This is a genomic window from Acinetobacter sp. AG3, from assembly GCF_022343575.1.
Lineage (GTDB): Bacteria > Pseudomonadota > Gammaproteobacteria > Pseudomonadales > Moraxellaceae > Acinetobacter > Acinetobacter guillouiae.
Genome location: NZ_JAKQZD010000001.1, coordinates 276,391 through 291,539, shown reverse-complemented (window position 1 = coordinate 291,539; position 15,149 = coordinate 276,391). Strand labels below are relative to the sequence as shown.

Annotated in this window: 14 protein-coding genes; 9 read left to right on the top strand and 5 right to left on the bottom strand. The window is 38.4% G+C overall.

Annotated features, from left to right (window positions below):
* Positions 1 to 2: 2 nt before the first annotated feature.
* Complete coding sequence (locus L3V46_RS01355) at positions 3 to 479, bottom strand: cation transporter (RefSeq protein ID WP_239044750.1); 477 nt, start codon at positions 477 to 479, stop codon at positions 3 to 5.
* Positions 480 to 746: 267 nt separating this feature from the next.
* Here L3V46_RS01355 and L3V46_RS01350 point away from each other — a divergent pair, with 267 nt between their 5' ends.
* The 4 genes from L3V46_RS01350 (at position 747) to L3V46_RS01335 (ending at position 4,228) form a co-directional block, all read left to right on the top strand.
* A complete protein-coding gene (locus tag L3V46_RS01350; protein ID WP_004816626.1) occupies positions 747 to 1,100 on the top strand; it encodes an SEL1-like repeat protein in 354 nt (117 codons plus the stop codon).
* Between the two features lie 358 nt (positions 1,101 to 1,458).
* Positions 1,459 to 2,346, top strand: a complete 888-nt coding sequence (locus L3V46_RS01345) for an SDR family NAD(P)-dependent oxidoreductase (RefSeq protein WP_239044749.1) — start codon at positions 1,459 to 1,461, stop codon at positions 2,344 to 2,346.
* 212 nt (positions 2,347 to 2,558) lie between these two features.
* Positions 2,559 to 3,485 carry a DUF2167 domain-containing protein gene (locus tag L3V46_RS01340; RefSeq protein WP_096735299.1) on the top strand — a complete coding sequence of 309 codons (927 nt, stop codon included), beginning with the start codon at positions 2,559 to 2,561 and terminating at the stop codon, positions 3,483 to 3,485.
* The gene (locus L3V46_RS01335; RefSeq protein WP_239044748.1) at positions 3,485 to 4,228 is read left to right on the top strand and encodes a hypothetical protein; all 744 of its coding nucleotides are present in this window, start codon (positions 3,485 to 3,487) and stop codon (positions 4,226 to 4,228) included. The genes L3V46_RS01340 and L3V46_RS01335 overlap by 1 nt, the downstream gene beginning before the upstream one ends.
* Before the next feature lie 29 nt (positions 4,229 to 4,257).
* Here the strand turns inward: L3V46_RS01335 and L3V46_RS01330 are convergent, their stop codons facing one another.
* Complete coding sequence (locus L3V46_RS01330) at positions 4,258 to 5,175, bottom strand: LysR family transcriptional regulator (RefSeq protein WP_239044747.1); 918 nt, start codon at positions 5,173 to 5,175, stop codon at positions 4,258 to 4,260.
* A gap of 105 nt (positions 5,176 to 5,280) precedes the next feature.
* On the opposite strand from L3V46_RS01330, the gene L3V46_RS01325 reads away from it, so the two are divergent.
* The gene (locus L3V46_RS01325; RefSeq protein WP_209827822.1) at positions 5,281 to 6,036 is read left to right on the top strand and encodes an SDR family oxidoreductase; all 756 of its coding nucleotides are present in this window, start codon (positions 5,281 to 5,283) and stop codon (positions 6,034 to 6,036) included.
* 38 nt (positions 6,037 to 6,074) lie between these two features.
* Here L3V46_RS01325 and L3V46_RS01320 read toward each other — a convergent pair whose 3' ends face one another.
* A complete protein-coding gene (locus L3V46_RS01320) occupies positions 6,075 to 7,166 on the bottom strand; it encodes an SDR family oxidoreductase (RefSeq protein ID WP_239044746.1) in 1,092 nt (363 codons plus the stop codon).
* Positions 7,167 to 7,265: 99 nt separating this feature from the next.
* Between L3V46_RS01320 and L3V46_RS01315 the strand changes: the two genes are divergently transcribed.
* Entirely contained in the window at positions 7,266 to 7,643 is a 378-nt protein-coding gene (locus L3V46_RS01315; RefSeq protein ID WP_209827819.1) for a MerR family transcriptional regulator, read from the top strand.
* A 50-nt stretch (positions 7,644 to 7,693) separates the two neighbouring features.
* Here the strand turns inward: L3V46_RS01315 and L3V46_RS01310 are convergent, their stop codons facing one another.
* The gene (locus L3V46_RS01310) at positions 7,694 to 10,066 is read right to left on the bottom strand and encodes a Tex family protein (RefSeq protein ID WP_239044745.1); all 2,373 of its coding nucleotides are present in this window, start codon (positions 10,064 to 10,066) and stop codon (positions 7,694 to 7,696) included.
* 108 nt (positions 10,067 to 10,174) lie between these two features.
* The gene (locus tag L3V46_RS01305) at positions 10,175 to 10,594 is read right to left on the bottom strand and encodes a carboxypeptidase regulatory-like domain-containing protein (protein WP_239044744.1); all 420 of its coding nucleotides are present in this window, start codon (positions 10,592 to 10,594) and stop codon (positions 10,175 to 10,177) included.
* 183 nt (positions 10,595 to 10,777) lie between these two features.
* On the opposite strand from L3V46_RS01305, the gene ompR reads away from it, so the two are divergent.
* The 3 genes from ompR (at position 10,778) to L3V46_RS01290 (ending at position 15,110) form a co-directional block, all read left to right on the top strand.
* Positions 10,778 to 11,542 (top strand): two-component system response regulator OmpR, encoded by a 765-nt coding sequence (gene ompR, locus L3V46_RS01300; protein ID WP_004816610.1) that lies wholly within the window; start codon positions 10,778 to 10,780, stop codon positions 11,540 to 11,542.
* 378 nt (positions 11,543 to 11,920) lie between these two features.
* The gene (locus L3V46_RS01295) at positions 11,921 to 13,381 is read left to right on the top strand and encodes an ATP-binding protein (RefSeq protein WP_239044743.1); all 1,461 of its coding nucleotides are present in this window, start codon (positions 11,921 to 11,923) and stop codon (positions 13,379 to 13,381) included.
* Positions 13,382 to 13,586: 205 nt separating this feature from the next.
* Positions 13,587 to 15,110 carry an acetyl-CoA hydrolase/transferase family protein gene (locus L3V46_RS01290; RefSeq protein ID WP_004816606.1) on the top strand — a complete coding sequence of 508 codons (1,524 nt, stop codon included), beginning with the start codon at positions 13,587 to 13,589 and terminating at the stop codon, positions 15,108 to 15,110.
* The last annotated feature ends 39 nt before the right edge of the window (positions 15,111 to 15,149 follow it).

Sequence of the window (15,149 nt, the reverse complement as noted above, 5' to 3'; positions counted from 1 at the left end):
CCTTATAGCGGGGATGAGAGAGGCGGAGGATTAGGCAAATATAGATCAGGTGACTGGTACAAATTATTCCAGCCAATAAAGCGAGATTCTGGGTAGCCTATAAACTTAGGCTGCGCTGTTTGTTGCTGATCATCAACCACAATAAAATGCGCAAAGGAAGGCAAATGGTCACGATGATCATCATTTATATGATTGAGGAAATCACTGGAACGCACATCATGTTGATGTGCTGATAATTGTTTGAATGCGGACGGATCTGAAATCGGTTTATCTATCCCATACACATCCAATAGCTGCGGATGCTGCTGCTGATCCTGAGTACAATCAGGTGCATTATGGTGTCCAAAATGCTGACTCATCAGGCTTTGCGATGGAAGTGTAGTGCTTTCATGATCACAAAAAGCTGCCGCTACATTCCAAAGACTTTGGAACATAAACAAACTAAGCAAGACTGTGATGAAAACACTTGAGCGTTTCACAGATTCTATCCGAAATCAAAAAACAACCTAAATATAGCAAATTTTCTCAATGTAATAAAATTACAGTGCGTGATTTAATCATTTAAATAAAAATTGTTGGTTTGTTAAATAATGTATTTTTTAACAAATGTGTAAAAATCGCAATTGACAAATTACATTTAACTATTTGCAAAGTGTAAAAAATCAGCTAGATTAATTATATCTAATCATTTTTTTGTGATTAGCAGTCTCTTTTACTTTGTTAATGGATTAGCAAGGAGGTTGTATATGTTGGTACATATTTTTAACCGTTTTTTAGGAGATTCAACATCTCGTCGAGCATTTGAACAGAATGCTTCCGAAGCTGCTCTCGAAAAAGCGCAAGCACATCATTTTGAAGATCAAAATCTAAGTTTAGATGAAATCGCAAATCGTAATGCTATGTGGTGCTATTTAAGAGCTGCTTTGCGTGGAGATCAAGAAGCTCAGTATAAAATGGGACTCAGCTACTTAAATGGACAACTTGGGCTAGACCGAAGTTATAGTCATGCAGAAAAGTGGCTTGAACAAGCTGCACATCAAGGTCATACCCACGCCAAAGAACAATTAAAAAAAGCATATGATGAGCTTGCTTTTTCATAAATCATGATAAAAATATTACATATATCCATCTATAAACAGAGTTGAAATCAACTCTGTTTACTTAAAAATATATTCAAATTTTCAAGTGAATTTATTTGGTTATGTTTTATACAGCAGGATTGATTTTTTGCTTTTAATACTCATTTTTATATGGTAAAAATCACGAAATAAGTAAAAATATAATAGAGTATTTACTCTAAAAATATTTTATAAATTCAGTCACTTAATACTAGTATTTTTATTTTTTTTGTATATTATTGCCTTCCAACAAAAGTGATCATCTTTTAAACAAAGACCCAATCACCCGAAACAAAAAAATACAGCATATATTTATGCCAGTAGAATCAGGAAAATAGCTATGAATCAAAAATTAGAGCAACTTTTTCAAAAAAAGGTTCAAGGTAAAATTGCACTAATCACAGGTGCATCTAGTGGTATCGGTTTAACGGTTGCAAAAAAACTCGCAGCGGCAGGCGCGCATGTACTTTTAGTGTCTCGTACTGAAGAAACATTGAAAGAAGTTCAAGCTGAAATTCAGGCTGAAGGTGGGCAGGCTGATATTTTCCCTTGCGACCTAAACGATATGGATGCTATTGATGAAGTGTCTAAACAAATCATTGCTTCTGTTGATCATATTGATATTTTGATCAATAACGCAGGTCGCTCGATTCGCCGCGCGGTACATGAATCTGTTGATCGTTTCCATGATTTTGAACGTACGATGCAGCTGAATTACTTTGGCGCAGTTCGTTTAGTTTTGAATATTTTACCGCAAATGATGGTTCGTAAAGACGGTCAAATTATCAATATCAGTTCAATTGGTGTGTTGGCAAACGCAACTCGCTTCTCTGCTTATGTTGCATCAAAAGCAGCATTGGATGCATTTAGCCGTTGTTTATCTGCGGAAGTGCATTCACATAAAATTGCAATTACTTCAGTTTATATGCCTTTAGTCCGCACGCCGATGATTGCACCGACTAAAATTTATAAATATGTGCCAACACTTTCACCTGAACAAGCAGCAGATTTAGTGGCTTATGCGATTGTGAAACGTCCGAAGAAAGTTGCGACAAACTTAGGCCGTTTAGCCTCTATTACGTATTCGATTGCACCTGGAATCAATAACAAATTAATGTCAATTGGCTTTAACTTGTTCCCAAGTTCGACTGCATCTGTGGGTGAGCCACAAAAATTAAATCTGATACAAAGAGCGTATGCACGTTTGTTCCCAGGTGAGCATTGGTAATTTAAGCCATTGAACGGATATTCAACTGAGTAGACTATCCGTTCAAATACAGACATTGAAAATCTTGAATAAATAAAATAATATTAGAAAAACTAAGCACTAAGAATAACTTCACGCATTCAATATTAAAGAAAAAATCATTGATTTTAAATTTAACAACACGAAGCTATTCAAATAATCAGAGACATAACCAATTAGAAAATGAGACCACCATGTTAAAAAAACAATTTAACTTAAAGCTTCAACCTGTTACCTATGCCGTTTTGCTTTGTCTAAGTTTAAGCACAAGTACACTCATACCTGTTTATAGTTATGCGGAAACGACCACAACAGAACAAAGCACGACACCTGACCAAAGTACACAAACCCAGCAAGAAAGCCCGTATTCCAAACTGAATTGGCAAATTGGACCCAAAAAGGAAAATCTTGCTGATGTCGCCACCCTAAACACAATTAAAGGTGATGGTTTTCTTGATATTTCAAATTCAGATAAATTTTTAGAGCTTACTGGTAATCTCACTTCAGGCAGTACCAATGTACTCGTCGCAGAGGATGATTCATGGTGGGCGACCTTTGACTTTGAACCGTCAGGCTACGTCAAAGATGATGAGAAAATTGATGCTGATGCATTGTTAAAAGAATTAAAATCTTATGATGAAGCAGCCAATGCTGAACGTGTGCGTTTAGGGCTTGATAAACTTTATACAGATAGTTGGGCTGTCCCTCCAAAATATGATCCTGTATCTAAACATCTTGAATGGGCATTAAAAGTCCGTGGTGAAGATAATATGGAAACCATAAACTATACTGTACGTTTGTTGGGACGCACGGGTGTGATGAGTGCAACCTTGGTATCGGATCCTGAAAATCTAGATAGAAATATTCAAGCCTTTAAAAACTCCATCAAAGGCTTCCAATATAACTCAGGCGAACGTTATACCGAATTCCAAGCAGGCGACAAAGTAGCAGAATATGGTCTAGCCGCTTTAGTGGTAGGTGGTGCTGCCGCAGTTGCGACTAAAAAAGGTTTTTGGGCGGTCATTGCTGCTTTCTTTGCAGCGACTTGGAAGTTTATCCTTGTTGGCGTTGCTGCTTGCATTGGTTTTATCGGGAAGATTTTTAAAAGAAATAAAGAATAATGATCGCATTTGATTATCTTATTATTTTGGGTTTAGTCGGATTTTATCTCTATGATTCGGCTAAACTTTGTTTCTATAATGAATTTTATCTTCTCAACGGTTTTACCGCAAAGTTTAAGTCACAGATGCTGGTCAATCATGTCAGCATCTTCAAAAAATTTCTGATTATTCCTCAGCCATTTTGCCCACATTATTTATGCTTTAAAGTTCGCTGGCAACTGACCCATCATCAAGATCACCAACAAGTTACTGACAACGAGATCGGGGCTATTCTAAATCTACAAAAGATCTTAAAACCGTTGCAGCCGATGATTTATTTAAATACAGTGTTAACACTGGTTTTATTACCTATTGCGTTGATTTATAAAAGCAGTTATCTATATTTAGCAATTTTAATCCTATGCATTTATGCGATTAACCTGATCAATATCACTTGGATTTTTGTTCGACGAAAACAACTATACTTGTCCAACTTAAAATTCAGCTATCTTTTCATCGATGCGCTACTTTGTCCGCCTTTTGCATTAAACCTCCTGCAAAAAATTAGTCTAAATTATGATTTTAAGACAGATGCAATTACCCTCTCTCAACATCTATTACAAGCAGATGATTTTCAAGCCTTGTTGTCTCAAACGATTGCGGATATTGAATTACTCAAAAATAATCATGACTCAGAACAAGTGGTCATTGAACAATTAACACTTAAACAAAACTACCTGACCAATCTATTAAGCCCACCTTGAGTACCGAAACTATTACTCAGCAACAATTTTCACGATTTAAACGACAACAGCTCAGTATGATTCGCAAGCTTCTGTTTCAATAAATTCTCTAACCAATCAATAAAGAATTGAAAATATACGGGTCGATATTTTCTTTCTAAAAAAAGAAAATTAATGGGTATTTTTAAGCATGCTTCTTGCTCAAATATTCGGGTTAATCTTTTGGTCTCGATAAACGGGATTGCATCAAAAGCTGGAATCTGGATAATCCCCAACCCTTGCAAGCCCGCATGTAAATAACTTTCGGTATCCTCAACTGAAAGTTGGTAAGGAAGTTTGATCTGGCTATCTTTAAATACCAGACTTCCAAAATCTGAATCCATATTTTTCATTTGATAACCGATCATAATATGTTGATTTAACGGCGCTGTTTCTAGAATATTCTCCAATGTATTTAAGTATTTTGGAGCAGCCACCGTATATAAATCAACCTCTGTGATGGGTCTCACAATTAGATTTTCATTCATCACATTTCCAACACGAAGCACACAATCTAGTCGTTGTTCAATTAAATCTGAATAATGATCGTGGCTATAAATTGAGACTTTAATATTGGGGTATTTTGCATAAAATTCATGCAGATGAGGGAGAAGATATTGGGTTGCAATTCTTAATGGTAAGCCAATTTTAACTTGCCCCTTATATTGACGGTTTTTTAATTTAAACTTATTCAGCCCTTCAGCCTGAAAAATCAATTGTTGAACTTCTTTAAGAAACTGAACCCCATCATTGGTTAAGTTAACTTTTCGCGTGGTCCGATTAAACAACAATACTTGATATTCTTTTTCTAAGCCTTGTATTGCATAGGTAATTGTTGAACGTGGCAGATCCAGCGCTTTAGCAACTTGGGCAAATGAATGCTTTTCTGCAACTAAACAAAAAATTTTTAGCCGTTCAATTTTATCCATTTATTATTCAATTTTTTCAAACAATCTATTCGATTCTAATCACTATTTAGAATAAAAAATAGCTTTTAGAATTTCAGCATCATTTATCGAAACTGGAAAATAACAATGGCACAGCACAATTTAAAAGACAAAACAGTGATTATTACAGGTGGTGCTAAAAACCTAGGTGGTCTGATCGCACGTAAATTTGCAGAACAAGGTGCAAATCTTGTCATTCACTACAACAGCCTAGAAACCCAAAAAGATGCAGAAGAAACACTCAAAGCCGTTGAACAACTTGGCGTTAATGCAACCTTGATACAAGCAGACCTCTCTAATATTCAAAATATCGAAACATTGTTCATCAAAGCCAAAGAAATCTTTGGTGGTGTCGATATCGCGATTAATACCGTAGGGCGAGTACTCAAAAAACCATTGATTGAAACAACTGAACAAGAGTTTGATTCGATGAATGACATTAACAATAAAATTGCCTATTTCTTCATTCAGTCTGCGGGTAAACATCTTAACAATGGTGGAAAAATTTGTTCTATCGTGACCAGCCTTTTAGCAGCCTATACAGGATTGTATTCAACCTATGAAGGCTTAAAAGCACCTGTGGAGCACTATACACGTGCAGCATCGAAAGAGTACGGCGATCGTGGTATTTCCGTCACTGCTGTTGCACCGGGTCCAATGGATACACCATTTTTCTATGGACAAGAAGCGCCTGAAGCGGTGGCCTATCATAAATCTGCCTCTGCACTGGGTGGTCTAACCAAGATTGAAGATATTGAACCTTTGGTACGCTTTTTAGTGACAGAGGGTTGGTGGATTACAGGTCAGACTATTTTTGCCAATGGTGGTTATACGACACGATAATCATAAATTGCCCATTTATTGAAATGGGCAATTTATTGCTAGATCTGATGATTCTGATCCACCCATTCTACAGTCAGTGCAATGCTCTGTTTAAGATTGGTTTCTGGTATTTGCCATTTCTGATTTAATGTTAAAAATTGATCCATATTTAATTGCTCAGTTCGGATGAAATTCAACATCTCAGCAGATAGATCCAGCTTTTGAGCAAGCCACTTCCATTTTAAAATCACTTTTAAAATGCTCAGCGAGACGAAATATTGCGGTGCTTTTAGATTTAATCTGTGAGCTGCATTATGAATAAGCGCTTGTAAAGAAATCTGAGTAGGATTGGCAATCAATATAGCTTGATGAATTGCAAGTTGATCCTGAGATGCTTTACATATCGCATTGACCAACATTGTCACGGAAACCAAAGGTAAATAATGCTGAGGGGTTGCAGGAATTGCGGTCATTTTACCCTGTTTAAGCTGAGTAATCAGGTGAGCAATTGGCTGGTTTTCTGCAATTTCACCAGAATTTTCATCCCCTACCACTGTTGCAGGATGAATCACTGTCCAGTCAATGTTCAACTGTTGAGCGCATTTCACCCATTCAAAATGAGCTTCAATTTTAGAAGCCTCATAAGCACCCAGTTTTTGGTACACCTGCCTCCAATTCGTACTCTCGATATTTTCTAAACAGACTCCAGCATCCTGTAAGTGCTGAGTGAGTGTCAACATATAGCCAGAAAGATGAATTGCCCGTTTCAATTGGCAATGTTCGTTCACACATTCAAGTAAATTGATTAAGCCCTTAACATTGACTTCCCTTGCCTGTTGTATTGAAAGGTTCCATGCAAATAATGCACTGGTATTAAATAAATAATTTACCTCAGCAAGCCGTTTCCAATCTTCAACTGAAATACCCAAATCAGGCAAGGTAACATCGCCTTGTAGACAGAATAATTTTTGATGGTTTATTCCTTGTTTTTCCAGCCACATTCTCAAACTCGGCTCTTGCTGATCGAGACGACGGCACAAGGCAAAAACTTGGTCATTGCTTTGAAGTAATCGCGCTACAAGAAATTTACCAATAAACCCTGTTGCACCAACCACCAAGGCAACTTTTTCTACACTTTGATTATTTTGCATCACTTTATACACCCTTTATATGCTCGCACTTAAGCTAAAGGATGGAGTACACTCCACAGTCAAGTGTTTCTTGCAAATACATAAAATTTGGAGCAAGTGATGTTAATCGGTGAATTATCAGAGCAATTAAATCTCAGTCGGGATACCATTCGTTTTTATGAAAAGCTTGATCTTATCCGCCCATTGACACGAAATAATGGTTATAAGGATTATTCAAAACAAGACTTACAGCAATTACAACTGATTCAAGTCGCTAAAAATTTAGGTTTTACTTTGGCTGAAATTAAACAGATTTTAGACTTGGTCAACGTCAATGAAATTCCAGCAGAACAATTTCATATGATTTTAAAAGACAAGCTCAGTGTCATTGGTGAAAAAATTCTCCAATTACAGAATATTCAGAATCTACTTGAAAGTCTTGTGGTTGGGGAAGCATGTCCATTTAAAAAAGATTGTGATCTTTCTGCAATTGTCTAATCTATAAAAAAAACCGCCTTACGGCGGTTTCTTTATTGAGAAATTAAGGCTTATTTAGACCCTTTAATCCCTGCTTGTAATAACAACGCACCTAAACCACCAATTTTGTTTTCTTGATGTTTAGCTGCTTGTGGTTTCTTGTCATGACGTGGTGCTTTGTCTTTATTGTCATGGTTTGGACGACCTTGTTGTGGACGTTTACCCTGAGGCTTACGCTCACCACGTTGTTCATTGTTATTGAACTCACGCTTTTGACGTGGTGCTTTAGCTGGTGCTTCCGAACCTTCTGGGCGCATCGATAAATTCACACGATTTCGCTCAGCATCTACAGTCAATACACGTACTTGTACGATTTGCCCTGGTTTCACCACTTTATGTGGATCAGAAACAAATTCATTGGCAAGTTCTGAAATATGTATTAGACCATCTTGATGTACACCAACATCGACGAATGCACCGAAGTTAGTCACATTGGTAATCACACCCTCAAGCTGCATTCCTTCAGTCAATTGACTGACTTCAGTGATATCTTCACGGAATTTTGCTGTACGGAATTCTGGACGAGGGTCACGACCTGGTTTTTCCAACTCGCTTAACACGTCTTGAATTGTGGGTAGACCAAATTTGTCGTCAGCAAAATCTTCTGCTTTCACTTGACGAATAATTTCAGTATTACCAATGATATCTTTCACTGTGGTCGCTTTTGCTTCAACAATTTTGTTGACCAAACCATACGATTCAGGGTGAACAGATGATGCATCTAAAGGTTCTGAACCATCTTGAATACGTAAGAAACCCGCAGCTTGCTCAAAGGTACGCTCGCCTAAACGTGGTACATTTTTCAATGCTTGACGATTGTCAAAACGACCATTTTCTTTACGATAATCTACAATTTGTTGCGCAATGGCTTTATTTAAACCTGCGATATAGCCCAAGATTGCTGGAGAGGCTGTATTTACATCTACACCTACCGCATTCACACAGTCTTCAACCACAGCATCCAATGTTTTTGCCAAATTGGTTTGATTCACATCATGCTGATATTGACCAACACCAATAGATTTAGGATCAATTTTTACCAGTTCAGCCAATGGATCTTGTAAGCGACGTGCAATTGAAACAGCGCCACGAATCGCAACATCAAGCTCAGGCAGTTCAGCAGAAGCCAATTCTGATGCGGAGTAAACAGATGCGCCCGCTTCACTTACTGAAACACGCGTTAATGTAAGATCCGCATTTTCAGCCATCATTTCTGCAACAACAGCTTCAGTTTCACGACTCGCAGTACCATTGCCAATCGCGATTAAATCCACATTAAATTCACGGCAAAGACGTGCAAGTTCAGCAATCGAGCCGGCTTTATCTTCTTTGGGTGCAAATGGATAAATCGTGCTATGTGCAAGCACATCGCCTGAATTTGAAACAACCGCCAGTTTCACCCCTGTACGAATACCAGGGTCAACACCTAAAGTTGTACGTGAACCTGCAGGTGCAGAAAGCAACAAATGACGTAAGTTTTCTGCAAACACGTCCATTGCTTCTGATTCAGCTGCAAGGCGCTTTTCAGTCAACAAAGAATGCTCAATCGTTGGGCGAATTTTACCTAACCAAAACAGCTTTGCGATTTGCTTTAAGAAATCTTGACGTGCTTGTGGTTGCACACTTTCAAGCGCGTATTCAGTTTCAATACGTGCAAGTGGTGCATGATCATCACCATCAACTTTAAGTCCCAATACATTTTCTTGGCGGCCACGTAGCATTGCCAATAAACGATGCGAAGGCACTTTATTTAAATTTTCAGAGAAATCAAAGTAATCACGGAATTTCTTACCAACTTCTTTTTTCTCATCAGACGCCACTAAACTTTTTAACACCGCTGTTTTGGCAAATGTTGATTTAAGTTCTGTGGTTAATGAAATATTTTGTGCCCAGTCATCAATGATGATGTGTTGAATCGCATCTAATTGGCTTTCAACATCTGGGTATTCTTCATGACTAAAACCAGCCAAAGCTTCAGTCGGATCAATTTGCTCTGCGATAATTTTCTCAGCAAATTCCCCTAATCCTGCTTCTCTTGCTTTGAATGATTTACTGGTACGTTTTGGACGGTACGGTGCGTAAAGTTCTTCTAATGCATTTTTTGTTTCAGCGCCATTGACCCGAGCAAGTAAGTCATCAGAGAGCTTATTTTGTTCTTTTAATGATTCGATTACTTTTTCACGGCGTTCAAATAAATCACGTAGATAAACAAGGCGTGTATCAAGTTGGCGTAATTGGATGTCGTCTAAGCCTTGCGTTACTTCTTTACGGTAACGTGCAATAAATGGAACACTAGAGCCTTCATCTATCAGTTTAATGGCAGCTTCTACTTGGTTTGGACGTACGGCAAGTTCACTTGCCAACTGCTGAACTAAGTCAGTCATCGTGTTTAATTCCACAAGGATAAGGACTAAAAGTTAGTGATTATAAAGACCAAGACCATAAAATCCACAATTGTTTTGCAAATTAGCAGTGAAAAAAGTGATAAAAGATCATTTTTCTTGAGTTTTTATAGTGCAATCGGGTATTTCATCCTGCTTTGCTGTATTTAAATTGCTTTGTAAAATAATTTTTCCAACTTTCCACTGTGCACCTTTGCGCTGTCCACCGCCATGAGAATTGAAATATTGCAAATCACACGGCTGATAACCCTGTTTACTTAGACGCTCTTGTACAAATATTGGTGGCGCTTCCATATACATGATTTCTTTCAGCAAAAATGCAGCATAGCGTCGCTCCTTGAGTCGAAAGTTGCCTTGCATATCGGTTTGCGTTTCACCGACTTGGACCTGACCAATCGGTTGGTCAAATTGGTCAATCACTTGTCCTGAGATTTCAGGTCTGGAAAGTCGGCTAATACATGCACTTAAAGCAAAACTTATTGCCAAAATACATAAAACTTTCATTTGCATATGGTATATCTTTTTATTTATAAACATAGAATCATCTCAAATCGTTATAGATGTTGTTTTTTGGTTTCAAAACAGCCTGAAAATTGTATTTTTGAGCAATTTGATACATAGTCTTAACAAGAGCTTAGGCAGTATACTGAGATTGACGAATATTTATAATTTACAACATTAAGGGAGTACATCATGAGTTTGGTTGTACCTGCTGAAAATACAGATATCGTACAAAACGAAACTGACCGTGTCGAACGCATTTTAGTGGTCGATGATGATGTGCGTTTACGTACCCTTTTACAGCGTTTCCTTGAAGATAAAGGCTTTGTGGTAAAAACGGCCCACGACGCAACGCAGATGGATCGCCTATTACAACGTGAGTTATTTTCACTCATCGTTTTAGACTTTATGCTTCCTGTAGAAGATGGTTTAAGTATTTGTAGACGTTTACGCTCATCAAATATAGATACACCTGTCATTATGCTGACCGCACGAGGCAGTGACTCTGACCGTATTGCTGGCTTAGAAGCTGGTGCGGATGATTATTTGCCAAAACCATTTAATCCAAATGAGTTATTAGCACGTATTCGTGCCGTACTGCGTCGTCAGGTTCGTGAAGTTCCAGGTGCACCAAGTCAAAACGTAGAAGTTGTGTCTTTCGGCCCTTGGTCTTTAGATTTATCAACACGTACCCTGACGCGTGAAGGGCAAGTGGTCACATTAACCACAGGTGAGTTTGCGGTCTTGAAGGCATTAGTTCAGCATCCACGTGAACCATTAACACGTGACAAGCTGATGAATCTTGCACGTGGTCGTGAATGGGGTGCTATGGAACGTTCAATCGATGTTCAAGTTTCTCGCTTACGTCGTCTGATTGAAGAAAACCCTGCACGTGCACGTTATATTCAAACAGTTTGGGGCGTAGGTTATGTGTTCGTTCCAGATGGTGCTGAATAAAATAGATCTTGATTCGATAGCATGAATCAGTTTCAAAAGTACTGGTCACATATTTGGTTTTGCATGTGACCAGTTTTTTTTTATCCATATTTATTCATCCAAAACAATAGTCTTGATGGTTTTGCCCTAGAGCGACGCTTTACTGATGATTTCACTGGTATTTTAAATATAAGCATATTTGGCGATTGTACAAAAAAGGTGTGATCTCAATGCCATGCGTCTCTTATTTTGTTGAGTTTAAATATTTTAAATCTGAGTATTTATGACCATAAATAAGTTAAAGCCGAGTAACCTAACATTTTTAATATTGCGATAAATCTGCCATCCTTTAAACTGAAATCCATAGATTAACAATATCGCACAGATTGGAATGCTCCTGTGAAATTAGAACCCATAGACCCACAAGAATTTACCGACTTTGTCAGCTACAAAGAACGCAAACGTACACCTTGGGAACGCTTCCTCGATAAAGTTAAACCGCGTTCGGCAGCAATGCGTACTACGGTATTGGTGGTATTCGTGGTGTTCTTTAGCCTATTTATGTCATTGTGGTTTTTTTGGAAAACACTTTATTTACCTGAAATTCAACAGCATGCACGTTTTTTGGCGGTTGAGCTGGAAATGGTTAATAATCCGCGCTTGCAGATTTACCATGATGAGATCCAACTCGATATTGACGAATGGTTAAAGCAACGGGTTGGGGTCGAATATGTTACAGATCCCAAAGAATACCCAAATGTAAAAGACAAAATTATTGCAGATTTCTTTACCAATCGTATTGAGAATCAGCTTGCAGAAGAATTAAAAATCAAAGATGTGACGGTTTATTTCCAGTTTAAACCCAGTCCGCGCATTTGGGTCCAGACTCCTGAAATGAATGGCAATTGGGTCCGTGAACCTCTGAATACCTATGCCAACTATAGTCCTGAACTCATTTTAGCTTGGTTATTGGGTATTCCACTGATTGCTGCGGCGATCATCCTGACACTGGTCAGACAGCTTAATCGCCCGTTACGTCGCTTACAACATGCTGCGAATAGCTACAGTAAAACAGGGAAAGCACCCTACTTGGAAACCAATCATGGACCACAAGAAATCCGTGAGGTAAACCAAGCTTTTAACCAGATGATCTATACACTTGAACAAACTGAACGTGATCGCCAAATCATGTTGGCAGGTATCTCGCATGATTTAAGAACACCGCTAACACGGATCCGTTTAAGTGCAGAGATGATGTCTGATGATGACTTCTTAAAAGAAGGTTTGATTTATGATGTCGATGATATGGATGCCATTTTAAGCCAGTTTATTTCCTATATGCGTGATGGCTCAGATGAAGAGCTTCAAGACACCAATATCAATGCTTTGCTACAAGAACTGATCATTCAGTTTAAACCCTTAGATATTCAGTTCACGCCGCAAGAATTACCCGTCATTACTGCTCGCTCACTGTCGTTAAAACGTTTGATTGGTAATCTCATCAACAATTCAAAACGCTATGGTGCAGAACCCATTGAACTCAGTGCTTTTGTAGAAGATGAGCATATTAAAATCTGTGTAGCAGACAATGGTGAAGGAATTCCCGAAGACCAAATTGAAGGACTTATGCAGCCTTTTGTCCGTGGTGATGCTGCACGTACAGTGCAAGGGAGTGGTTTAGGTTTGGCCATTGTCAAACGAATTGTTGATATTCATCAAGGTGAACTGTTGATTTCCAACCGTCCTGAAGGCGGGCTACAAGCCATCATTTCACTACCAACTTCAATAAAAGTTGAGGAAGAACCGACACCTACAAATCCAATTCAAAAAATCAAACAAAGTTTGAGTGATCACTTTTAGTGATTGCTCAATAAACCAACACTTAACTTTGTTTATTTAACAAACAGCTATCATTATTTTATTAATAAATAACAACTTAAAAACCATCACCAGAATTTATACCTGCATTTATTGAAAAAATTAGACCTTAGCATTAGAGGCATGCACAATTCAGTTTGAGGGCGGTACAATCCGTCTAGTTTTGAACAAGAATTGAGCGTAAACCATGTCTTTAGATCGTATTCGTTTAGCATCTCTCCATGACAAAGTCATGAGCGCAGAACAAGCTGCAACTTTTATCCAAGATGGGATGACTGTGGGGATGAGTGGATTTACTCGTGCAGGTGAAGCAAAAGCTGTACCTTTAGCGCTGGTAAAACAAGCCAAAGTGAATCCGTTGAAGATTACTTTAATCACAGGTGCAAGTTTAGGTAATGACCTAGACAAACAATTAACTGAAGCTGGTGTACTTGCGCGTCGTTTACCATTCCAAGTCGATAACACTTTACGTAAAGCCATCAACAACGGTGAAGTGATGTTCATCGATCAGCATTTGTCTGAAACTGTTGAGCAAATGCGTAACCTTCAGTTGAAAAAACCTGATGTTGCGGTGATTGAAGCGATTGCGATTACTGAAGATGGTGGCATCATTCCAACAACATCTGTGGGTAACTCTGCAAGCTTTGCAATTTTTGCTGAAAAAGTGATTGTTGAAATCAACACCAACTTAAGCCCTGCTTTTGAAGGCTTACACGATATTTATATCCCAACTTACCGTCCAACACGTCAAGCAATTCCTTTGACACATGTTGATCAACGTATTGGTACACCTGCAATTAATATTGATCCTGCAAAAATCGTGGGTATCGTAATTAACAACGAATATCATGACTCTCCATCAACAGTGACACTACCAGATGATGAAACTCAAGGTATTGCCAACCACTTAATCGCATTCTTTGAAAAAGAAGTTGAAGAAGGTCGTTTACCTTCGAATCTTGGTCCTTTACAAGCGGGCATCGGTTCGATTGCCAATGCGGTATTAACCGGTCTTAAAGATTCTAACTTTGAAGATTTGGTGATGTATTCAGAAGTACTGCAAGACTGTACTTTCGAATTGATTGATGCGGGTAAAATGAAGTTTGCTTCAGGTTCATCAATTACCCTTTCTGCTAAATATGGCGAAAAAGTATTTAACAACCTAGAACAATACAAAGACAAACTGGTTCTACGTCCACAAGAGATTTCAAACCATCCTGAATTGGTTCGCCGCTTAGGCATCATCGGGATCAATACTGCACTTGAGTTCGATATTTACGGCAACGTCAACTCGACCCATGTCTGCGGTACCAAGATGATGAATGGTATCGGTGGTTCAGGTGATTTCGCACGTAATGCACATTTAGCAATCTTCGTGACCAAATCAATTGCAAAAGGTGGCGACATCTCTTCTGTTGTTCCATTTGCTTCACATATCGACCATGCTGAGCATGATGTTGATATTCTTGTGACTGAACAAGGTCTTGCTGACTTACGTGGTTTAGCGCCTCGTGAACGTGCTCGTGCAGTCATCAATAACTGTGCTCACCCAATGTATCGTGATGCATTGAATGATTACTTTGATCGTGCATGTGAAAAAGGTGGTCAAACACCGCATATTCTTCGCGAAGCACTTTCTTGGCACTATAACTTTGAAGAAACAGGCCATATGCTTGCTTCTTTAGAAGATCAAGCTAAAAAATCTGCATAAGATTTTAAATCTGATGTAAAAAGTAAAAACGCCCTTCAG